This window comes from Desulfoluna spongiiphila (genome assembly GCF_900101345.1).
GTDB classification, from domain to species: Bacteria; Desulfobacterota; Desulfobacteria; order Desulfobacterales; family Desulfolunaceae; genus Desulfoluna; species Desulfoluna spongiiphila.
Genome location: NZ_FMUX01000031.1, coordinates 28712 through 51289, shown reverse-complemented (window position 1 = coordinate 51289; position 22578 = coordinate 28712). Strand labels below are relative to the sequence as shown.

Annotated in this window: 20 protein-coding genes; 17 read left to right on the top strand and 3 right to left on the bottom strand. The window is 56.2% G+C overall.

Going from position 1 to position 22578, the window contains the following annotated elements; translation table 11 throughout:
- Positions 1 to 111: 111 nt before the first annotated feature.
- From BLQ12_RS25495 to BLQ12_RS25425, 14 genes are all read left to right on the top strand, one after another.
- The gene (locus BLQ12_RS25495) at positions 112 to 600 is read left to right on the top strand and encodes a Mu transposase domain-containing protein (protein ID WP_092215587.1); all 489 of its coding nucleotides are present in this window, start codon (positions 112 to 114) and stop codon (positions 598 to 600) included.
- Positions 601 to 715: 115 nt separating this feature from the next.
- On the top strand, positions 716 to 1357 hold the full coding sequence (gene istB, locus BLQ12_RS25490) for an IS21-like element helper ATPase IstB (protein WP_092215585.1): 642 nt from the start codon (positions 716 to 718) through the stop codon (positions 1355 to 1357).
- A 653-nt stretch (positions 1358 to 2010) separates the two neighbouring features.
- Positions 2011 to 2460 carry a hypothetical protein gene (locus tag BLQ12_RS25485; protein ID WP_092215583.1) on the top strand — a complete coding sequence of 150 codons (450 nt, stop codon included), beginning with the start codon at positions 2011 to 2013 and terminating at the stop codon, positions 2458 to 2460.
- A gap of 819 nt (positions 2461 to 3279) precedes the next feature.
- On the top strand, positions 3280 to 4608 hold the full coding sequence (gene gdhA / locus BLQ12_RS25475; RefSeq protein ID WP_175470068.1) for an NADP-specific glutamate dehydrogenase: 1329 nt from the start codon (positions 3280 to 3282) through the stop codon (positions 4606 to 4608).
- Between the two features lie 219 nt (positions 4609 to 4827).
- A complete protein-coding gene (locus BLQ12_RS25470) occupies positions 4828 to 6195 on the top strand; it encodes an aminotransferase family protein (RefSeq protein ID WP_092215577.1) in 1368 nt (455 codons plus the stop codon).
- Positions 6196 to 6321: 126 nt separating this feature from the next.
- On the top strand, positions 6322 to 7851 hold the full coding sequence (gene mmsA / locus BLQ12_RS25465) for a CoA-acylating methylmalonate-semialdehyde dehydrogenase (RefSeq protein WP_092215575.1): 1530 nt from the start codon (positions 6322 to 6324) through the stop codon (positions 7849 to 7851).
- 167 nt (positions 7852 to 8018) lie between these two features.
- Positions 8019 to 8504: a universal stress protein gene (locus tag BLQ12_RS25460; RefSeq protein ID WP_175470067.1), complete on the top strand. Its 486-nt coding sequence runs from the start codon at positions 8019 to 8021 to the stop codon at positions 8502 to 8504.
- A gap of 69 nt (positions 8505 to 8573) precedes the next feature.
- A complete protein-coding gene (locus BLQ12_RS25455) occupies positions 8574 to 9329 on the top strand; it encodes an ABC transporter ATP-binding protein (protein ID WP_092215571.1) in 756 nt (251 codons plus the stop codon).
- Positions 9330 to 9641: 312 nt separating this feature from the next.
- The gene (locus tag BLQ12_RS25450; protein WP_092215569.1) at positions 9642 to 10754 is read left to right on the top strand and encodes an ABC transporter substrate-binding protein; all 1113 of its coding nucleotides are present in this window, start codon (positions 9642 to 9644) and stop codon (positions 10752 to 10754) included.
- A 116-nt stretch (positions 10755 to 10870) separates the two neighbouring features.
- Positions 10871 to 11665, top strand: coding sequence for an ABC transporter permease (locus BLQ12_RS25445; protein ID WP_092215567.1), 795 nt, complete (start codon positions 10871 to 10873; stop codon positions 11663 to 11665).
- Between the two features lie 5 nt (positions 11666 to 11670).
- Positions 11671 to 12510: an ABC transporter permease gene (locus tag BLQ12_RS25440; RefSeq protein WP_217640408.1), complete on the top strand. Its 840-nt coding sequence runs from the start codon at positions 11671 to 11673 to the stop codon at positions 12508 to 12510.
- 25 nt (positions 12511 to 12535) lie between these two features.
- Positions 12536 to 13312 carry an ABC transporter ATP-binding protein gene (locus tag BLQ12_RS25435; protein ID WP_092215565.1) on the top strand — a complete coding sequence of 259 codons (777 nt, stop codon included), beginning with the start codon at positions 12536 to 12538 and terminating at the stop codon, positions 13310 to 13312.
- Between the two features lie 381 nt (positions 13313 to 13693).
- Complete coding sequence (locus BLQ12_RS25430) at positions 13694 to 14410, top strand: GntR family transcriptional regulator (RefSeq protein WP_092215564.1); 717 nt, start codon at positions 13694 to 13696, stop codon at positions 14408 to 14410.
- 232 nt (positions 14411 to 14642) lie between these two features.
- On the top strand, positions 14643 to 15428 hold the full coding sequence (locus tag BLQ12_RS25425) for a sulfite exporter TauE/SafE family protein (protein ID WP_092215562.1): 786 nt from the start codon (positions 14643 to 14645) through the stop codon (positions 15426 to 15428).
- Between the two features lie 459 nt (positions 15429 to 15887).
- Here the strand turns inward: BLQ12_RS25425 and BLQ12_RS25420 are convergent, their stop codons facing one another.
- Genes BLQ12_RS25420 through BLQ12_RS27175 form a run of 3 tightly spaced genes read right to left on the bottom strand, consistent with a single transcriptional unit; the run spans position 15888 to position 17556 of the window.
- Complete coding sequence (locus tag BLQ12_RS25420) at positions 15888 to 16322, bottom strand: hypothetical protein (protein ID WP_092215560.1); 435 nt, start codon at positions 16320 to 16322, stop codon at positions 15888 to 15890.
- 9 nt (positions 16323 to 16331) lie between these two features.
- Positions 16332 to 17180 carry a pantoate--beta-alanine ligase gene (gene panC, locus BLQ12_RS25415; RefSeq protein WP_092215558.1) on the bottom strand — a complete coding sequence of 283 codons (849 nt, stop codon included), beginning with the start codon at positions 17178 to 17180 and terminating at the stop codon, positions 16332 to 16334.
- A 10-nt stretch (positions 17181 to 17190) separates the two neighbouring features.
- A complete protein-coding gene (locus BLQ12_RS27175) occupies positions 17191 to 17556 on the bottom strand; it encodes a hypothetical protein (RefSeq protein WP_139164116.1) in 366 nt (121 codons plus the stop codon).
- A 70-nt stretch (positions 17557 to 17626) separates the two neighbouring features.
- On the opposite strand from BLQ12_RS27175, the gene BLQ12_RS25410 reads away from it, so the two are divergent.
- From BLQ12_RS25410 to BLQ12_RS25400, 3 genes are all read left to right on the top strand, one after another.
- Positions 17627 to 20500, top strand: a complete 2874-nt coding sequence (locus BLQ12_RS25410) for a PEP/pyruvate-binding domain-containing protein (RefSeq protein ID WP_217640407.1) — start codon at positions 17627 to 17629, stop codon at positions 20498 to 20500.
- A gap of 487 nt (positions 20501 to 20987) precedes the next feature.
- Positions 20988 to 21680, top strand: a complete 693-nt coding sequence (locus BLQ12_RS25405; protein ID WP_092215553.1) for a GntR family transcriptional regulator — start codon at positions 20988 to 20990, stop codon at positions 21678 to 21680.
- A complete protein-coding gene (locus BLQ12_RS25400) occupies positions 21673 to 22440 on the top strand; it encodes an RluA family pseudouridine synthase (RefSeq protein WP_092215551.1) in 768 nt (255 codons plus the stop codon). The genes BLQ12_RS25405 and BLQ12_RS25400 overlap by 8 nt, the downstream gene beginning before the upstream one ends.
- Positions 22441 to 22578 lie beyond the last annotated feature (138 nt).

Here is a 22578-nt window from a genome sequence, read left to right as displayed (position 1 = left end):
AACCTTGTATCTCACATTTTCCATGAGTCCCTCCATAGTGGGAGGGGGTCAATTTTAGATGTCGTTAGGGGGGCAGTTTTACATGTCGCCTGACAAAGGCAATGGGCTTCCGTGGAGGAACTACAGGCCGAGACGGATAAGGCCATCGCCCGCTATGCAGAGAATACGATCTGTCCGGCAACAGGAAAATCTATCCGCGAGAGCTGGCAGAATGAACTCTTGGCATTAAGGCCACTGCCAAAATTGCCCGAACCCTTCGACAAGGTGGTAACGCGAACAGTCCGGCCAGATTGTTGTGTGGTCTTCGAAAACCGGCAGTACACAGTTCCGTTCCAATATGTGAAAGATCAAGTGGAAATCCGAGGGTGTGCTGACCAAATCCAGCTCCTGGCAGATGGGAAAATCATCCAGGAATACCCCCGTCATACAGCCGAGCGAATTCTGATTGATGAACGATGCTACGAGGGTCCGGCAACAGATCGTGTGGTGCCACCTCCACCGTTAGGGGAAATGACCTGTCGCCTGAAAGAAATCATGGAAACGTCTGTTGAGACGCGTTCCATTGACTTTTATGCAGCCCTTTCGGAGGTGGCAAAATGAGCAAACCAAGAATCGAAGTAGATGCCATCCGAAATGCCCTTGTAGAACTGGGGTTGTTATTTTCTGCTGAGGCGCTGCCTGGGCTTCTCAGCGAGTCTGTAAAAAAAGAAATGCCATCCCACGAGTTGCTGGGTCGCCTTCTTGCCGTGAAACCGATCAAAGAGAAGAACGCAGGATCGGCAGGTCGCTGCGGCTGTCCGGCCTTCCTTCTGGCTATACGCTGGGAAATTTCGATTTTGTATTCCAGCCGAGCATCGAGAAGGCACGAATCGAAACCCTGGCCACAAGTGCATATATCCAACAGAGTGAAACGGTTTTGATCCAAGGGCCACCAGGAACAGGAAAAACACACCTCGCGGTTGCTCTTGGCATCAAAGCGATAGAACACGGGTTCTCAGTGGCGTTTTACACATTGGAAGATCTAATCCATGCCGCACGGCAGGATGTGGATCGTCAACCCAAACGAATGAAAGGTGTCAAATACCTGAAGTCATCCCTTTTGATTATCGATGAGATGGGCTTTCAACCCCTGTCCAGAGAGGATGCTGCACTCCTCTTTCGCGTTGTTAATTATCGCTACGGGCGCGGTAGCACGATTATTACGACAAACAAGGCCGTAAAGGATTGGCCGGAGATCCTCGCAGGCGACGAAGTAATGACCACTGCCGTTTTGGATCGCCTGTTGCATAAAAGTCACGTACTCCATGTGAATGGTCGTTCCTACCGCCTCAAGAACCTTGAAAAGATGCTGGCATAACCCCATCCGTCTATCCCTCCAAACTATTTTCATTCGATGAGGGATGAGCGGATGGGACAACCACGGTTTGAGAGTTATCGAACCGGATTACACCCGGGCATATTCGTAAAAACTCATGTCCCCTAACTTCGTGAAAAGTCGTGTCCCTTTACAGCTGTTCGAACAGGCATGTATCGGCAGAGTTCTATGATAAAGGCCCCAAAAACCGGTACGGTATATGGCGATCGGCGGCGATATGGGCGTGGCGTTAGGCCGGAGGTCCCCGCAACGCCAAACGGTGCGGGAGCCGGACGCCGCGTTTCACGAGGGCGGTGGAGGGGTTTGTAGGATTCGCCGTCCGCACCGAATCTCTATGGTTTTGGTGTGGCAATTACTGAATCGATGTATTTGCGCCGTGCATTGATTGTTATGAAGAAGAATGGAGAGGCTTAACATTAAACTCTCTCAGGCCGAGATAGACGTTTTGTGAGGAATCATGACTTTACTTTTTGGGTCTGGAATTGTATAGCCTATGGATACTTATTGGGCCTGTTTCTCCATGACGTAAAGCGGGAATGGAGAGCTGCCGCCTGATGTTTTCATTCGGACAATCGAGTCCCAGGGCTCATTAACAAGTGTTATATAAATCACGTATGAAAATAGAGGAGACGACAATGAAGAAGCTTCTGGTTCTGTTCTGCTCCGCCGGTGTTTTGTTGATGGCGGGATGCGGCAGCGACAAGGTGACCCCTGAAGACGTGGGGAAGAAGTACATGGAAAAACGATTTTCCGGTGCCGAAGCCAATTTGACCGAGCTCAACTATACCGTCGTTGATGCCGGGGATGACATGGCCACGGTGGAAATCGAGGGGAGCATTACCTACAAGGAACAGATTTTTCTCAAGAAAAAAGGCGGCAACTGGGTTGTGAGCGAGGAAGCTCCGGCGGCAGTTGAGGCGGTTGCCGTTGCTGAAGCTGCTGAGTCCGAGGAAGCAGTGGAAGCCCATGCGGATGTTGAGGTTGAAGAAGAGGCGGCGGTTGAGCACGTGACCGAGCCTGCTGAGGAATCCCATGACGCCCATGCAGACAGCCATGCTGTTGCTGAAGAGGCCGTTCACCACTGATTTTCATGGGATGCATGAGCGACTCGTTGCGCCATGCGTTTTAAGCTCGGGATATCCGTTGCCTGGTAAATGATGCCGTCTCTTTCTTTATAAGGAAGGGGCGGTTTTTTTATGGGCACTCCGTCCGTACAGGTGCCGGTTGGTTTGAAAATCTGCTTTGTGCCCATCGTTTATGGGGTGCCGGCGATGGGTGAGGCAGCCCGCTGTAAATACGGCGAAAAATAAATCCCTGCGCCTTGGCTTCAGTCCTTGATATCTTGACTGTGGACCATTGTCGTGGTATGTAATGCCATGCTTTTTTAGATGGTTATGTGTATCTCTCCCCGTTTTGTCCTCCTCTTGTTTTTTCTTACTGTTCGGTTTTTTCTCCATGGCTTTTCCAGGACGTTCCCCGGCCTTCTTTCTGCTTTTGGCACAGTGGCTTTTTGTCCCTGTCGTTTGGGTATGTATACATAAAGGTGTCCATGGGCCCTTCGCCATTGTGTTCCCTTGATACCCATTGAGCCGATGGTGTCGGCCTGTCGGCAAGGAATTGTGTTACGGAAATCGGGGCCCGAAGGTGAGAATCATGGGGGCGGAGCGCAGGGTGTTATCAGTCCATTTGATCAACATATTCAATGGGTCACGGGCGGTGGCGTTGCATGATGAGGGTGGGGGTGGTGTACGGGTAGGTAACCACGGGGCTTTGGCTGATTTTAAAATGCAACGGAACGCTGTTTTATTTCTTGACGCCTTCTTTTGGTATCTGATATATCAGATACAGAAGATCACGCATCATCGGTGATGCGCTGGTATGTATATTAAATTGGGATAAGTGACATGTCAGAGATTTTAGAAATCGTAAAAAACAGAGACCCTCATCAACCGGAATTCCACCAGGCCGTTACCGAAGTGGTGGAGTCCGTAATGCCCGTTCTTGAGCAGAACCCTCAGTACCGACAGCACAATGTCCTGGAGCGACTTGTGGAGCCGGAGCGTGTCATTATGTTTCGAGTCCCCTGGCTCGACGATGAAGGCAAGATTCAGGTGAACCGAGCCTTTCGTGTGCAGATGAACAGTGCCATCGGCCCGTACAAGGGCGGATGCCGTTTTCACCCCTCGGTCAACCTCAGTATTCTCAAATTCCTCGCCTTTGAGCAGGTCTTTAAGAACGCTCTGACAACCCTTCCCATGGGAGGCGGCAAAGCAGGGTCCGACTTCGATCCCAAAGGCAAGTCCGACAATGAAGTCATGCGCTTTTGCCAGAGCTTCATGGCGGAACTCTTCCGCCACATCGGCCCCAACACCGACGTGCCTGCCGGTGATGTGGGGGTAGGGGCCCGAGAGATCGGCTACCTTTTCGGTATGTACAAGAAACTCACCAACGAGTTTACCGGGGTGCTTACCGGAAAAGGCCTCAACTGGGGCGGCAGCCTGGTTCGTCCCGAAGCCACGGGGTACGGTGCTGTCTACTTCCTGGAAGAGATGCTCAAGACCCGCGGTGAGACCGTAGAAGGCAAGACCGTTGCGATTTCAGGCTACGGAAACGCCGGCACCTATGTCATCGAAAAGATCAACGAACTCGGCGGCAAGGTTGTGACCATTGCCGATGAGTACGGCTACGTTCACGATCCCGATGGCATCAAGGGTGAGAAGCTGAAATACATGGCCGACCTCTGGACCATTTATCGCCGTCCCGCCAAGGATTACGCCGACAAGTACGGCTGCGAGTGGGTGCCCGGTAAAAAGCCCTGGGAGGTTCCCTGCGATGTGGCCATGCCCACCGCCATGGAAAATGAACTCCAGCTTGAGCATGCCGAGACCCTCGTTGCCAACGGCTGCAAAAGCGTCGTGGAAGTGGCCAACATGCCCTGTACCCTGGAGGCCGCCCATCACTTCAAGGAGAACGGAATCCTCTTTGCCCCCGCCAAGGCAGCCAACGCAGGCGGTGTCGCCACCTCCGGCCTGGAGATGAGCCAGAACAGCATGCGTCTCTCCTGGGGCCGTGAAGAGGTTGACGCGCGACTCAAGGGGATCATGCAGAACATCCACAGTACCTGCCTGTCGGCAGCCGAGCAGTACGGCATGCCCGGGAACTATGTGGCCGGCGCCAACATTGCCGGTTTCATCAAGGTTGTGGACGCCATGATTGATCAGGGCGTGGTTTAGCCCGGATATTTCACTAGCCCGGAGGGTGAGAAAATCGAACAGATAATCGTGAATTATATTTCGTTTTTCTTATGAAATATCCGGGATAGGACAATACAGACGGGGGGCCGGTGCTTCGTACGACGAGTCGCGAGCAGCCGAAACGAGTCGGGAAAGGCCGGCATCCCCACCTGTCTTTAACATACATGTGTATCCATTTTTTTTGGAAGGAGTGGACCATTGATAGACTTAAAAAGCATCCCCACAACCAAGGAGGACCTCGATTCCTACGAGGTCAAAAACAACTTTCATTCCTGGTCTTACCAGCCCGAGAAGTCGCCCATGCGTGTTGTCTCCGCCAAGGGTGTTCGCTTCACCACCGAAGACGGTCGTGAGCGCCTTGACTTCAGCTCCTGCTTTGTGAGCCACAACATCGGCCACCAGGACCAGCGCGTCATCGATGCCATGTGCAAGCAGGCCAACGAGCTGACCTCCTTTGCTCCCAGCATGTCCACCAAGCCCCGCGCGGTGCTGGCCAAGATGCTGGCGGAAGTGACCCCGGGCGATCTGTCCAAGTCCTTTATTTCCCTGGGCGGCACCGAGGCCAACGAAGCGGCCATCAAGATTGCCCACCAGTTCACCGGGCGCCGCAAGATCATCGGCCGTTTCCGCAGCTACCACGGCGGAACCGCCACCTCCATGAGCCTCTCCCTGGGCGATTCCCGTGGCTGGCAGCAGGTCCTGGGCGGTGCGGATCTCGTTCGCGTGCCCCAGCCTTACTGCTACCGCTGCATGTTCGGCCAGACCTATCCCGGTTGTAAAATGGAGTGCGTCAAGTACGTGGACGAAGTGATCGAGCTTGAAGGCGGCGGCGACAAAGTGGCTGCCATCATCTTCGAGCCCATCACCGGCGCCAACGGCATCATCGTGCCCCCCGACGAGTACATGAAGGAGCTCCGCGCCGTCTGCGACAAGTGGGGCGTTCTCATGATCGCCGACGAAGTCATGACCGGTTTCGGTCGTACCGGTGAGTGGTTCGCCATGAACCACTGGGACGTTGTGCCCGATATCATGACCATGGCCAAGGGCCTCTCTTGCGGGTACCTCCCCATCGGTGCCACCGTGGTGCGTGAGCACATCGGCGAAGCCTTCAAGAACACCTTCTTCGGCCACGGCTGCACCTACGCAGGTCATGCCATGAGCTGCGCGGCCGCCGGTGCGGTGCTTCCCATTTACCAGGAAGACAACCTCATCGAGAACTCCCGCGTCATGGGCGCCTACCTCCTCGACAAGGCCATGGAGCTCAAAGATAAGCACCCCAGCGTGGGCGATGTCCGCGGCAAGGGCCTCTTTGTGGGTATCGAGCTGGTCAAGAACAAGGAGACCAAAGAGCCCATCATGGCCGTTGCGGACCGCGTTAAAAAGGGCCTCAACCCCAAGACCGCCGTTGGCGCCAAGCTCGGCGAATTGGGCATGATGGCCATGGCCGCCAACCCCAGCAACGTCATTGCCATGGCTCCTGCGCTCATCGTGACCAAAGATGAGATCGACGAAGGCATCGCCAAAATGGACGAAGCCCTCAAGGTTGCCGATACTTACTGCGAATAACAGCCTTTTCCGGCTCCACTGGGGGCCAGAAAGATCTGTCAATATAACAGAAGATCATTTCGCCGGGGCCGGGTTTCGTAAGACCCCGGCGGATTGAAACACGCTTTTCAAAAGGAGAGCAGTTACATGGAATTTACGAGAGTCAAGAACTTCATCAACGGTGAGTGGGTTGAAGACCCCAAAGCAACTTATATTCCCCTGCACAACCCCTCTACAGGTGAAGTGATCGGTGAAGTTCCCATGAGCAGCACCGAGGCCTCCATTGACGCAGTCAAGGCTGCGGATGCCGCTTTCCCCGCATGGAAGAACCTGTCCATCGGCAAGCGCGTAGGTTACCTTTTTGCTCTTCGTCAGGCCATGCTTGACCATCAGGAAGAGCTGGCCGTTGCCATTGCCACCGACCAGGCCAAGCACATCAGCGAAGCCCGCGGTGAGGTGATGCGCGTGGTGCAGATTTTCGAAGCCGCCTGCAGCATCCCCACCCTGATGCAGGGCGAGACCCTGGGCAACATTGCCAACGGCATCAACGGCCGTGTGACCAAAGAGCCCCTGGGTGTGTTCGGCGGTGTGGCTCCCTTTAACTTTCCCGCCCTTGTGTTCGGCTGGTTCATCCCTTACGCCATCGGCACCGGGAACACCTTTGTATACAAGCCCTCCAACGAGTCTCCGCTTTTCATGCAGATCATCGGCGACATCTTCAACGAAGTGGGTCTCCCCAAAGGCGTGGTCAACATCATCCACGGCGACCCCAATGTGGTTGAAGCCTGGTACGATCGTCCCGAAGTGGCCGGTGTCTGCCTCGTGGGCTCCTCCCCCACAGCCAAGGCCATCGCCCAGGGCTGCGGCAAAAACGGCAAGCGCTCCATGCTCCTGGGCGGCGCCAAGAACTTCCTCGTGGTCATGGAAGACGCCAACATGGATGTGTTCATCGAGAACTTCATCCACTCCGCTTACGGTTCAGCAGGTCAGCGCTGCCTGGCCGGCTCCATCATCGCCGTGGTCCCCGAAGTCTACGACGAGTGCATCGAGCGCATGGTGGAAGCCTCCAAGAAGGTCACCGTGGGCGATGCCATGGACCCCGATATCTACATGGGCCCCGTCATCACCAAGGCTGCCAAAGAGCGCATTGAAAAGTACATCGAGCTCGGCATCGAAGGCGGTTCCAACCTTGTACTGGACGGCCGCAGCCCCGAGCTGCCCGAAAAGAACAAGGATGGTTACTTCGTCGGTCCCACGATTTTCACCGATGTCACGCCCTGCCGCACCATCGCCAAGGAAGAGATCTTCGGTCCCGTGGTGTCCGTCATGAAGATCAACGATCTCAACGACGTGCTGGGTCTGATCAAGGAGCAGGAGTTCGGTAACGGTGCCTGCATCTTCACCCAGAACCAGTACTACACCGAAAAATTCATCGCCGATGCCAACGTCGGCATGGTGGGTGTGAACGTGGGTGTCTGTGCTCCCCACCCCTACCTGCCCTTCGGCGGTATCAAGGATTCTTTGGTCGGCACCAACAAGGTTCAGGGCAAAGACGGCATTGAGTTCTTTACCCAGAACAAAGTGGCCACCATTCGTGTGACTCCCCCCGAGGGCGTTGCCGAATGCGGCACCCGCGTAGACGGCGACAAGTCTGTTCGCAGCTGCGTAGCCCAGTAGGAGAAGCTGTTCCTGAAAAGGGTCGGGGGTGCTTGTGGAGTGGCGCCTTCGATCCTTTCAGGACCTGTTCGGGCACAAGGGGAGAAGTGCCGATCCCCGGACCCTTTAAAAAGGGTCTTAATTCCGGCTTAACCTGTGAAGACACACATCATACCGACAGGTGCACTATGGCGTATAAAAAAATTGTCGTGGCCGTTGATGTCAACGACGCAAGCTCTACCCTCATGGCGCAGTCCATTGAGCTTGCAGTGAAAGAGGGTGCGGAACTCGCCGTGTTCCATTGCCTACGCCAGTCTACGGTCGCGGAACTGGAAGACCGCATAGGAACCTTCACGGAGATGGACCAGGCCTCATCTCACCGGAGACGCATTGAACGAAAAGATGCCCAGGTGACGCACGCCGAAGCCTGGCTCCAGGGGCTGTGTATTCTGGCCAAAGGGAAGGGGATCAAGACGCGAACCCATGTGGCTGTGGGAAACCCCGGGGAAGACATCGTCGAGTACGCCGGCGACTGGGGGGCGGACCTGATCGTGTTGGGTCGGACAAACCGCGGCACCCTGGCCGATCTTCTCCTGGGAAGCGCCAGCAACCACGTGGTCCATCATGCGCAATGCTCCGTACTGCTTGTTCACACACAACAGACGAGCGGGTAACCCGACAGCGCCTGGTGACCTTCACGCCCAAAATAGATAACATCAAGAAACTATGAGGGGAATTTAAAGGTGGGGAACAATCCAGCTGTAAGAAACAAAATTGAAGTGAAGAACCTGACCAAGCGATTTGGCGATCTGCTGGTTCTTGACAAGATCAACTTTACCGTCGCTGAGGGGGAATTCCTCAGTATCGTCGGCCCGACCGGGTGCGGGAAAACCACGTTCCTGAACCTTCTGTCCACACTCATGCCTTCCTCTGACGGCAATATCTTCATCGACGGAGAGATTGCCGATCCCACCAAACACAACCTTGCCTTTGTTTTTCAAGAGCCCACGTGCCTTCCGTGGCGAACCGTTCGGGAGAACGTGGCCTTCGGCATGGAGGTAAAAAACGTCTCCGCGGCTGAAAAAGAGGAACGCCTTGACCGCATCATGGATATGGTTGGCTTGACTGACTGCGCCAGCCTCTATCCCAACCAGGTATCGGCCTCTATGATCCAGCGTATCGCTGTGGCCCGTGCCTTTTCCGTCGATCCTGACCTGCTTTTGATGGACGAACCCTACGGACAGCTCGACGTCAAGCTCCGCTACTATCTGGAAGACGAGCTTGTGTCGCTCCAGAACAAACTGAAAAGCACCGTTATTTTCGTAACCCATAACATTGAAGAGGCCGTCTACGTTGCCGACCGCATCCTGGTCCTGAGCAACAAGCCCACCAATGTTCGTGCCGAGGTGGAGGTGGACCTGCCCAGGCCCCGCAACCCCATGGACCCCAAATTTGTTGAGATCAGGGAGCACGTGACCGAACTCATCCGCTGGTGGTAACAGCCGCCTTTGGGGATACTTTTTTACGAAACGTTTTCAACCCGGATGGTTGAACGGGAAAAAAGCCGTTCAGACTGCAATCCCGGCTTTGCCCCTCACAGCCACCCGGCAGCACCACGGTCCACAGGCGAGGTTTATGCCGATGGGGCCGCTTAAAGCACCCGACCTTGGGACGATCGGGCGAGAAAAGACCCGATGGGCGTCGGGCACTTTAGCACCTGTTGGTGGACCCTCCCCTTTTGAGGTTTGCAGGAGGAGGGACGAGGTGTCACTCCGTGAAACATTAACTGTAGTTATGCGAAGGAGAGTGTAATGAGAAAGCTTAAATTAATCGGCATCGTGTGCCTGGTTCTTCTGTTTGCCGTCACGGGCGTCGGAACGGCCTTTGCCAAGAAGAAGCTTTTTAAATTAAAGACCTGCTGGCTTCCCGAACATGAAGCATTCATGGCCTGGTACATGGTGGAGAAGGGCTGGGACAGGGAAGAGGGTCTTGACATGGAACTCCAGTACTACGACTCAGGGATGGCGCAGCTGGAAGCCCTTCCTTCAAAATCCTGGCACCTGGGCGGTAACGGGGCCACCCCCCACGTCCTTGCAGGCCTTCGTTACGGAACCTATGTCGCCCAGATCGGCAACGACGAGTCCTTCACCAACTCTGTTCTCGTGCGCGGAAACAGCCCCATTTTAAAGACCAAAGGGTGGAACCCCAAGAACCCCGAAGTCTACGGCAGCCCCGAAACCATCAAGGGCATCACCATCCTTACCACCACGGTCTCTTCTCCCCACTACACCATGAGCTCCTGGCTCAAGGTCTTCGGTCTTAAAGACAAAGATGTCATCGTCAAGCACATGGACCAGGCCCAGGCCATGGCCGCCTTTGAAGCCGGTGTCGGCGACGCCGTCTGTCTCTGGGCTCCCAACATGTACATCGGCATGGATCGCGGCTGGAAGGTTGTCGGCAATATCCACACCTCCGGCACCAGCCTTCCCATCACCATGATGGTCGCCCGTGAGTTCGGCGACGAGCACCCCGAGATCGTGGCGAAATTCCTCCGCCAGTACTTCCGCGTCGTGAACCTCATGAAAGAGCACGGCCAGGGAGACTTCGACACCCCCACCAGCAAGCAGCTCCTCGCCGATTACCGTCGTTTCTTCGAGGAGTGGGTGGGAACCCCCCTGACCAAAGAGATGGCCATGATGGACATCAAGATGCACCCCGTGTTTACCCTGGAAGAGCAGCTTGAACTCTTTGCCAAGAAGGACGGCAAGATGAGCACCGTTGAGATCTGGATGCGCGACATCACCGATTTCTTCACCGCCCAGGGCAAATTCACCAAGGCCGAGCGCGACAAGGTCGTGAACAGCGACTACATCACCGACAAGTTCCTGAAGATGGTGGAGACCCCGATCCCTGCGTACAACTAAGGATTGCTTCCTCCTGACATAAGGGAACCTCCCCCTTTTCCTTTCGAGGCTTTCGGAAGGGAAAGGGGGATCGGATGCAAAAAAGTACACGATTACGACTCGGAGGTTCATGATCCATGAGTTATGAAGAGGTGAAGGTTACCAAAGAACCATTGATGGTGATCCTTCCAATCATCAGTATCATCTTCTTTTTCGGGGCCTGGCAGTCACTCCTCACCTTCGGGGTGGTTCCCAGCTCGCTGCTGGCATCACCCCTGCAGGTGCTCAAGCTGTTTATTGCCAAATGGACCCAGCTGAACCCGGACGGTGCGCTTCTCACGACCCACATGTGGACCAGTATCCAGGAGGCGTTTACCGGGTACATCCTGGCGCTGCTCGTTGGGATTCCCCTGGGTCTTGCCATGGGGTGGTTCCCCGTTGTGGAAGGCCTTGCCCGTCCCATTTTTGAATTGATCAGGCCCATTCCCCCCATTGCCTGGATTCCCCTGACCATCTTCTGGTTCGGCATCGGGATCCCCGGGAAAGTCTTTATTATCTGGATTGCCGGTATTGTCCCCTGCGTCATCAACTCCTACGTCGGGGTGAAGATGACCAACCCTGTGTTGATTCAAATGGCACGGACTTACGGTGCCTCCAGCTGGCAGATTTTTACAAAGATCTGCATCCCCTCAGCGCTTCCCATGGTGTTCGGTGCGCTTCAGATTGCCCTGGCTTACTGCTGGACCAACCTGGTGGGGGCGGAACTCCTGGCAGCCGATAACGGCCTGGGCTTCATGATCACCATGGGCCGCCGTCTTGCCATGCCGGACATGGTGCTCCTCGGGATGGCCATGGTGGGCCTGACCGGTGCTGTCATCGGCGTGGTGATCGATGCGGTTGAAAAGCGGCTTCTTGCAGGCATAAGGAGGTAGGACACGTGACATCTATTGCCAACGAAACCCAAGCAACGACCAGGGAGCGCAAACCCATCACGGTGAAGGCCGTCTTGATGAACAAGTGGTTCCTCTACGCCGTTTCCCTCACCTTTTTCTTCGGGCTCTGGGACTATGTGGCGTACAAGAAGATCCTGGGAAGTTCCCTGGCCCGTCCCCTGGAAGTGGTCAATTACATGGGGTACATGATCAACCACCGCCTGGCCGGCAACTCCCTGTGGGGCCATATCTGGGCCAGTACCCGGCGCATTCTCATCGGCTTTACCATTGCCTCTCTGATTGCTGTGCCCTTAGGGCTGATGATGGCCCTGAACAAATACGTCAACGCCATCGTCAAGCCGATTTTCGACCTGATGAAGCCCATGCCTCCCATTGCCTGGATCTCCATATCCATTCTCTGGTTCGGAATCGGCGAGCCTTCCAAGGTGTTTATCATCATCATCGGGACCTTTGTGCCCTGCCTTTTGAACTCCTACAACGGGGTGCGCCTGGTGGAGCCGGAACTCTACGATGTGGTCCGGGTCCTGGGCGGCAACAGGCGGGATGAGATCCTTCAGGTCTGCTTTCCCGCGGCCTTTCCCTCGATCTTTGCCGGACTTCAGATCTCGCTTAGTATTGCATGGACCTGCGTGCTGGCAGCCGAACTCGTCAGCGCCCGTTCGGGCCTGGGGTATGTGATCATCAAGGGCATGAACCTCGGCCGGCCGGCCATGGTTTTGGGGGGCATGGTGGCCATCGCCCTTGCCGCTTTGTTGACGTCTCAACTGGTGGGGTTGCTGGAAAAAGTGCTTTGCCCCTGGAAGCGTGAAATCGAGGGACTCTAATTCATTGGAGGATGGAAACAAGACAATGGCTGAAAACGGAAACACAAACGCGAAAATTTCCTGTCAGAATATCAGCAAAACCTTCATCCAGAAAGGGAGCCAGAAGGTCCATGTTCTTGAAGACATCAGCCTTGATGTGAAAGAGAACGAATTTGTGGTGATCCTGGGGCCGGGGCAATGCGGGAAGAGTACCCTGCTCAGGATCATGGCCGGTCTTGAGACCGCCACCACCGGAAGCGTGGTGATCAACGGCAAGGAGGTGGACGGGCCGGGGCAGGACAGGGGCCTCGTGTTCCAGAGCTACATGCTCTTTGCCTGGAAAACCGTCATGGGCAACGTGGAGATGGGCCCGAAGCTTCGCGGCGTCGGTAAAGAGGAGCGCCGGAAGGTGGCCCAGCACTACATCGACATGGTGGGGCTCCAGGGGTTTGAGAACAAGTATCCCCATCAGCTCTCCGGCGGGATGAAACAGCGCGCGGGCATCGCAAGGGCCTACGCCAACCAGCCCCAGGTGATGCTATTGGACGAACCCTTCGGCCAGCTCGATGCCCAGACCCGAATCTACATGGAGCAGGAGACCGTCCGGATCTGGGAGCAGGAGAAGCGGACCGTCATCTTTGTCACCAACAACATCGATGAGGCGCTGTTCCTGGGGGATCGGATCATCTGCATGGAAGGCAAGCTGCCCGGACGCATCCGTGAGGTGTATAACGTCAACCTGCCGCGGCCGAGGAAATTTACCGACCTGGAGTTCTTAAAGCTTCGCCATGAGATCACCGAAGCCTCTGAGTTGACATTGTAATCGGAAAGAGTGCTTCGCATATCGGCAGGCACTTCATCTTCCACGGCGAAGGTGGGGTCCTGCCGGGCGGGGTGGGCGGAAACGGGTGTTTTGATGTGTACGTTCGGAGAGCTCCCGCCCGGAGGTTTGTCTCTTTGAGAAGGCAGCGGTTTGCAGGGAGGGGATACAGAGGGTGTGTCCCATGCCTAAGGGGCCGGTTTGTTGTGAATTAACCTGTTTGGTGAGTGGTGTTCAATGGAGAATACTCTGCGCTGGATATTTTATAAAATATATAATATAAAACGTCTGAAAATATTAAACGCGATGCATGTGACGGTCTGACTGTTTTGGTGTTGGCTCGACCCCCTGCTCGCCTGCGGACGAAACGAAAAAGGAAGGACCATGCAGCTGTCAGGAAGACAGGGTGAAAGTGGGATAATTAACGTTCAGCCCTTGCGCGAACAGATTTACGCCTACCTTCGAGACGATATCAACAAAGGAAACCTGCTGCCCGGCCAGCTGGTGAACACCAGCGAGATCAGCCGAAGCATGGGGATCAGCAAGACCCCCCTGCGTGAGGCGCTGATTCAGCTGGAGTGCGACGGGTTTGTGACCATCCTGCCCCGCCGCGGGGTGATGGTCAACCGCCTGACCCTGTCGGATGTACGCGAGTCCTGGGAGATTTGCAGGGCCTTTGAATCCGAAATGATGAACCGGCTCTTTCATCGCATCGATGCCTCCTGCATCGAAAACATGGAGTCCATCAACAACGAGATGAAAGAGGCCATGGCCGAAAAGGACACGGATCGGTTTTACCACCTCAACATCACCTTCCACGATGCGTTTCTCTCCCTTTCGGACAACCACCAGATGCTGCGTATTTTAAAGCTCATCAAACAGAGGCTCTACGATTTTCTCTCCCGGTCCTGCATTCCGGAGTGGGAGACCGTCAACTGCGATGAGCACGAGCACCTCATCGAGTTGCTGCGATCCGGGAACCGGGAGTCGGCCACCGCGTTTTTAAGGGATATTCACTGGTCCTTTGAGAAGCAGGAAGACCATATCAGGCGGTTTTACAAGCAGGCCAGCAAGGAAGAGGTGGCTCTGGCGGGAGAGTGACGGATTCCCGCGTTGCGATCGTTTTAGAAAAGCTGCGTAGAATAAAAATTCCGGGTGTCAGGCCCGGGATGTGGCGTATATTTTTAGGCGGGTGGGAGCAGGGACTGCTTCATCCGTCTTCGTGGTTTGCAATCAGGTGGGAGTCTGCTGTGGTACCGAGCCGGAAGGGGGCAGGGGGCAGCATGTTTCGGTTATCCGGCCCCGACCGTTATGTACGAAGGATGTTTGACGCATGATGACCTTTCTTTTGACCGGTATCGTGGTGTTTCTTACCCACACACTTGAAGTGATCACCGGCTTTGGGTGTACCGTTCTCGCTTTTCCCTTTGTGACCTGGATCCTGGGTATTTACGAGGCCAAGATTCTGCTGGCCGTGTTGACCTGGATTCTGGGGGCCTATCTCGTCTCCACGAAGTTTCGCCACATCAACTGGCGTCAGTTTGGGATCATCGTGGGCCTTGTGGGCCTGGGCATGCCCGTGGGCATTTACCTGTTCAACCACTTTCCCAGCGATACCCTGAAGCTGCTTTTGGGGATCTTCATCGTCTGTACCTCCATCATGCAGCTCAAAAAAGAGTACGGCGGCATCCAGCTTCGTGTGACCATCCCCGAGTGGGTCTACTACATGCTCCTGGTGTTCGGAGGGATTCTCCACGGTGCCTTTGCCACGGGGGGGCCCTTCGTGGTGCTCTATGCCACGAGAAAGCTCCGGGACAAGGGGGAGTTCCGGGCGACCTTGAGCCTTCTGTGGGTCTCTGTGAATACCTTTCTCATTGCCACGGACGCCACCTTTGATCCCCTCCTCTCCAACATTGCCGCCGTGGCTACCCAGGGCGCGGCCATGGGGCAGAGCCTGCTCAATTTGGTCTGGTCCCTTCCGTTTCTGCTGGTGGGGATTCTCATCGGCGAGGTCGTGCATCACAGGGTCGATGCGGCCCTGTTCAGAAAGATCGTCTTCTGGGTGCTCCTGGCCACGGGCGTGTTTATTATCCTCGCCCATGTGCTTCATATCGGGTAGCTTTAAAACCCCGCTTTGCTGAATACACAAAAACCGGTCCCGGCATATATGCCGAGACCGGTTTTTTTGTTTGTACGGGAGGGGCTTACGCAGACATTTTTACGGTGGTTCACTCCGACCAAAGAGGCCTCCGGCGGGTCGCTTTTTTGAAAAAAAGCTCCGCAAAAAACGTTTCTAATGTGAAAAAGTGGAAATTATTTCGGCGGAGCCTTGAAGGGCTTGCTTAAGACCTGTTTGTCAAACTTTTTAAACGTTTGGCCCCCGGCAGGGCCGCCGGAGGCTTGTTTGAGCTGAATAGTTACAAACGGGTTTAACAAACAGGTCTTGAAAAATGATTGTTGAGTCATTTTTGATTTTTTAAGGCGGATGTGATTTTCCCCGAGGAACGAGGGGAAAATCGCATGCGCAACCTGGGGCCCAGGGGATCATCCCCTGGCCGCCGGAGGCAAGTTTTTTCTGTTACTTGAGAACCCTGACTTCCATGGACGCCAGGGCGATTCCGCCATGGGGGGATGCCTCGTAGAGGCGGATCATCTCGGCGGTAATGGGGCGGCCCAGCTCCATGGAGAGCTTATCGGCCAGGAGCTCTTTGTTCATGCCCGGATCCCGAACCGGGGTGATCCCGCCCTGCTTAAGGTGTTTGTCAATGACCGACTGATCACCCGCGGGCAGGTAGATGGTACCGGTGGAAATGTCCACGGCAAAGGCGATAACCCCGGGGATGATACCGAAGAGGAGCCCTGCGGCGTCCAGGAGAAACACGGCCGCATCAAGCTTGCCGCCCGATTGGCCCTTGCGCTCGGGGTAGAGGACGTAGCCGCAGGCCGATAGGTTCAGCACGGCGGCCAGAAGGGCGATGGTCGTTATGGTCTTGAGACGCTGTCGGGTGTTCATGATGACTCCTTACTGCGGCACCAGCACCGTGTTGTCGATGAGGCGTGTTTTGCCCAGCATCACGGCCAGGGCCATGAGGGTGGGGCCTGTGATGGTTGCTGTCTCGTCCAGGGTTTCGGGGTCGCACAGGGAGATGTAGTCGACGGAGATCGCGGGGCAGCCGGTCAGGTGGGCTTCGGCCATGGCGCGGATGGCTGACGTATCGGTCTCACCGCCTGCAACCATAGCCCGGGCCTTTGCAAGGGACTGGCTGAGGCGAAGGCCTTCCGTACGCTCTTCCTCGGAGAGATAGGCGTTGCGGGAGCTCATGGCCAGGCCGTCTGCCTCCCGCACAAGGGCTCCGCCGATGATCTCGATGTCCATGTTGAGGTCTTTGACCATGCGGCGGATAATGGCCAGCTGCTGGAAGTCTTTTTCACCGAAGACTGCCACGTGGGGCTTGATGATGTTGAAGAGCTTGGTGACCACGGTGGTGATCCCTTTAAAAAAGACGGGACGGGAGAGGCCGCAGAGGTGGTTGGGCAGTGTTTCGAGCTGGACGTAGGTTTCGTAGCCCTCCGGGTAAATCTGGTCGTTGGTGGGGGTGAACACCACATCCACGCCCACTTCCCTGGATTTTGCCAGGTCGCTTTCCATGGCCCGGGGATAGGCGTCCAGGTCTTCATTGGGGCCGAACTGGGCCGGATTGACGAAGATGCTGGTGACCAGGATATCCGCGTGTTTTTTTGCCTCCCGCATGAGGGAGAGGTGCCCGTCGTGGAGAAAGCCCATGGTGGGGACAAAGGCGATACGCTTGCCTTTTTGTCTCAGGCTGTCGCTTAAGCTCTGCATCTCGTGAATTGAACCGATAACGTCCATGTGGGTGGCCTCATTGTTGGTTGTTTTGCTTTATTAAAATGGCTTTCAGCGTCTGGTGCCGGGTGACCCTGTTGCCGAAGGGCGTTTTGGGTGGCAGCACCCGGGTGACGCCTGTTTTATCAGCATTGGGCTTAGTCCAGTCCCGGTGAAAAGTCAATCCATGGGGAGACCTTTCAAGTGGAATGTCGGGGAAATTCTCTGTAATTGAGCAGGGGAGGGGCATTGCAGCCCGGGTGCCTCTGTCCAGAGACTTGCATTGGTATTTGGTGTCTGATATATCAAATAGTGCCCCTTTGTAAGTCTTGGCATGCGTTTTAATCATCTGTGATCGGTACGAAGGAGGGTGTGGGTTGACACAAAACGGCAGGTTATCCATGGAAGAGTTTGACTCCCGGTTTAAGGTATTTTATGAGCTGATGCCCTGTAAAATCAGGGAGATCTTGTTGGTGTCGAGCCTATATGATGCGTGCATCATGGAAGAGGACGGGCGTCTTTCGGAGAAGATCGTCAACGAGTACAGGGGTCTCAACCTGAGCCGCCCCCCCCGCCTGACCTGGGTGTCCACGGCTGAAGAGGCCCTGGATATGCTGGAGAAACGCTCCTTTGACATGGTGGTGACCATGCTGCGTCTTGTGGACATGGATGCCTTCACCCTCGGGGAGGAGATCAAACGCAAGTGCCCGAGCATCCCCGTGGTGCTGCTGACCCACAGCCCCCTGCCCAGCCAGTTTGACCCGGTTCGGTCCAAGTCCCGGGGTGTGGACCGCATGTATGTGTGGACGGGAAACGCGGATATTCTCCTTGCCCTGATCAAAAGCGAGGAGGACCGGCTCAACGTCGCCCACGACACCCAAAAGGCTGGGGTCCGCCTCATTTTGATGGTGGAGGATTCCCCGTTGTATACCTCGGCCATCCTGCCCATTTTGTACAAAGAGGTGGTCACCCAGGTCCAGAACGTCATGGAGGAGGTGTTGAACCATGAGCACCGGCTCCTGACCATGCGGGCCCGCCCCAAGATCCTTGTGACCCAGAGTTATGAAGAGGCCATGGAGATCTATGAGGAGTACAAGGAGTACATCCTCGGAGTGATCTCCGATGCCAGCTTTCCCCGGGAAGGGGTGGTGTGCGATGACTCCGGCTACCGGGTGCTCTCCCATATCCAGGGGCAGCAGGCGGACATCCCCTTGATGATGGCCAGCACCGAGTCGTCGAACCGGAGCGTTGCCGATGTCCTGGGGATCTACTTCGTGGACAAGAACTCCCCTTCTCTATCCGGTGATTTCCACCACTATTTTGTGAACAAGCTGGGGTTCGGGGATTTTGTGTTCCGGGACAACGATGGTCGCGAGCTTGGGCGTGCTCCCAACTTCAGGGCCCTTGAAAAGATGCTGGCCGATATCTCGGATGAGTGCTTTTACCACCACTGGAAGAAGAACGATTTTTCCCGCTGGTTCTTCGCCCGTTCCGAGACCCTTCTGGCCAACCGGCTCCGACCGGCCACCGATGAGGATTTCAGGGGCAATATTGCCGACATGAAGGCCTTTATCCTTAAGAATATTCAGGAACGGCGCCGCAACCGCCAAAAGGGTGTGGTGGTCCAGTTCGATGCCGATGAGTTCGACCCGGAAACCGAATTTTTGAAGATCGGAAACGGCTCGTTGGGGGGGAAAGCCCGGGGCCTGGTCTTTGCCTCCACCCTGCTTCGCCACCACCCGGAGCTTCACGAAACCTTCGGGGAGGTGGAGATCACCCTTCCCCAGACCCTGGTGATCTCCACCGAAGGGTTTGACGCCTTTATGCGGGAGAACGACCTCAAGTGGGTTGCCAAAGCCGACCTTGCCGATGACGAGGTGATCGAGCTTTTCCAGAACGCCACCTTTCCCGGCTGGATCGACGAAGAGCTCCGGGCATTTTTAAAAGAGATCCGTCACCCCCTGGCCGTGCGTTCCTCGGCCCTGTTCGAAGACGCCCAGTTCATGGCCTATGCGGGCCTGTACCACACCTGCATGATCTCCAACGACAACGCGGAGCTGGAGGTGAGGCTGAACCAGCTGATCTCTGCGGTGAAGCTTGTCTACGCCTCCACCTATTTCCAGGGGCCCAAGAGTTTTGCGCGGCGGGTGGGGCATCGCACCGAAGAGGAGAAGATGGCGGTGATCATCCAGCAGGTCTCCGGACGCCGGTGGGGAGAGTACTATTACCCGGCCGTGTCGGGTGTGGCCCAGTCTTACAACTACTACCCCTTCGGGAAGATGGAGGCGGATGAGGGGATTGCCGCCATCGCCATGGGGCTTGGTCGCACGGTGGTGGAAGGGGAGCAGGCCCTGCGGTTTTCACCCAGGCGGCCCCATATCCTGCCGCAGTTTTCCCGGGTGGAGGAGATCCTGAAAAACGCCCAGCAGAGCCTGTATGCCCTGAAGGTGGGATCCAAAGCCCGGTGCTCCGTCATGACCCTCAACTCGGAGATTGAAAAGCTGGCGATCCGCGACCTGGACGGCAGCGGGCCGGTTTCCTACCTCTCCGGGACCTATGTCCGGGAGGAAAACACCATCCGGTACGGCCATCAGCACCGGGGGCCAAGGGTGTTGACATTCGATAAAATCCTTAAGTACAACATGTTTCCCCTCCCGGAACTCCTTGCAAAGGTCCTTGATATCGGGGCCCAGGGCATGGGGTCTTCGGTGGAGATCGAGTTTGCCGTGGAGCTTCCCCTTGCGCCCGGGGAGAAGGGGCGGTTTGTCCTGCTCCAGATTCGGCCCATGACCGACCGTGACGAGCTGGCCGATGTGGTCATCACCGACGAGGAGAAGGGGGCCGGGGTGAGTGTCTCCTCCCATGCCCTGGGAAATGTGAAGGGACAGCCCGTCACCCATATCCTCTACGTGAAACCCGACACCTTCGACCTGAAGCATACCCGGGAGATTGCCCGGGAGATCGGCCGCATGAACGTGGAGATGGCCAGGCGCCAGGAGAAGTACCTGCTTCTGGGGCCGGGGCGCTGGGGCTCTGCGGACCGCTGGCTCGGGATTCCCGTGACCTGGGAGGAGATCTCCGAGGTGTGCGGCATCATCGAGAGCAGCCACGCCGATCTCAAGGCCGACCCTTCCCAGGGGTCCCACTTTTTCCACAACATCACGGCCCTGGGCATTAACTATGTCTCCATTCTGGAGGAGCGGGGCGATTACTTTGACATGGAATGGCTCCTGAAACAGCCGGTGGCCGTGGACGGGGAGTATACGGCCCTTGCCAGCTTTGAGAACCCCTGCGTGATGAAGGTGGACGGGCGCCACGCCGTAAGCGTGCTGCTGCCACCGGAGTAGGGTCTTTTTTGCCTTAATTTGTCGGGCCCGTGTTGTTTGACGGTGAACATGTTTCTCTTTGGTGAAGGCGTTGACGGGCGCGACATTTGTGTGTACATTTCCGTTTTTTTACATGATGGGGGCACCTGATTTTTTAAGGAATTGGTGAGAAGGTGCCCCTTGTGCCTCAGGGTGTGGCAGGTTTTGCCCACGGGGCATGTGTGGTGTGAGTATATTTTAAAGGATACTTTGAAAAGGGTATTCCGGGCGCGGTGGTTTTGGCGCGACCGGAAACATGGCCCGGGTGCTGTTGAATTGACCAGACTGATTTTTTTAACATCCATCCGGATTTACTGACGGGACAGCCGGACGGGATGCCTTACCGGTATCCTTCTTCGGGACATTCCATGGGGTGCAGAAGACAATCCGTGCACGATGGAATGATGGGGACCGAAGGGGCAGTGATGCCACACCGGCCGTTCCGGGATATCGATGAAGGAGATGTGTGATGGAGAATCAGGAGAAACAAGGCATAAGCATCATTGCCAAGCCTTTGAGGGAACAGATTTACGAATACTTAAGGGATGAAATGTACCGTGGCAGCCTGCTGCCGGGATCCCTTGTGAACGTCAATGAGATCAGCCAGCGCCTGGGCATCAGCAAGACCCCCCTGCGGGATGCGTTGATCCAGCTTGAGTGCGACGGGTTCGTCTCCATTCTCCCCAGGCGGGGGGTGATGATCAACAAGCTCTCCCTGGAAGATGTCAAGAACGCCTGGGAAATCTGCCGGGCCCTGGAATCGGAAATGCTGATTCCCATCTTCGACAAGCTGACGGAATCCTGTCTCACCGAGATGGAGCGGTTGACCCGGGAGATGAAGCGGGCCTCGGAGCTCAAGGATACCTACAGCTTTTACCAGAACAACGTGGCCTTTCATAACGTCTTTCTCAATCTCTCCTCCAACGACCAGATGCGGCGTATCATCCAGCTGAACAAGCAGCGCCTCTACGATTTTCTCACCCGCAAGCACATCCCCCAGTGGGAAGAGGAACACTGCGAGGAGCACATGGCCTTCATTGACCTCATCCGGCGCGGAAACGCCGCCGAAGCCGCAGAGTACCTCAAGGTGACCCACTGGTCCCTGGAAGACCAGGAGACCTATATCCTGCAGTTTTACTTTAACGGGGAGACCCATGAGTAAGCGAGCCCATAAGGAATCCAGTCCCCCTGCGACCCTTGAATCCCTGGGGATCCGCGTCCTTGGCGGCGGCAAGGGCTGGGTGGCCCTGGACAAACCCTGCGGGGTCTCGGTCCATAACGACCCCGGCCGGGACCTTGTCTCCGTGGTGACCCGGACCCTGTCCACGGATTCCCCTCGTCTCCTGCAGGAGGAGGACTGCGGTCCCGTGTCTGTGCACGCCGTGCACCGCCTGGACAGCGACACCAGCGGCGTGGTTCTCTTTGGCTTTGGCAAAGAGGCGGCGCGCCATCTGACGCGTCAGTTCGAAGAGAAAGAGGTGACCAAGGAGTACCTTGCCCTGGTCCACGGCAGCCTGGAGCCCGAGACCGGTCAGTGGCAACAGCCCCTCGCCAAAGAGGCCGGTGGGCGCACCAACGCCGCGGGCAGCGGCAGGCGTCTGCCTTCGGCCACGGCTTTTTCCGTTGTTACCCGCTCCATGCGCTATACCCTGGTGCGGTGCAGCCCCCTCACAGGCCGTAAACACCAGATCCGCCGCCACGCCAAACTGGCCGGGCACCCCTTGACAGGGGACCGACGATACGGCTCCAAACGCGCCCTGGCCGTTCTGGAAGAGCGCTTCGGATACCGTCGCCTGGGCCTTCACGCCCGGGCCATTACCTTTTGTCCCCCGGGAGAGGACACGCAAACCACCATTGCCTCGGCAGTCTCTGTGCCGGAGACCATGGAGGCCCTCCTTCAGGGCGACATGGCCGCAGAGTGATTTCACCCCACGACCTCCAACTTGTCGGCTTTTAAAAAGCTGCCTCCGGCGGCAAGGTGAGCCACCTTGAAAACTGGTTACCGCTGCGCTTTAACCCTCGTTCCTCGGGTTAAGTCACAGCGGTATTCCTGTATGACC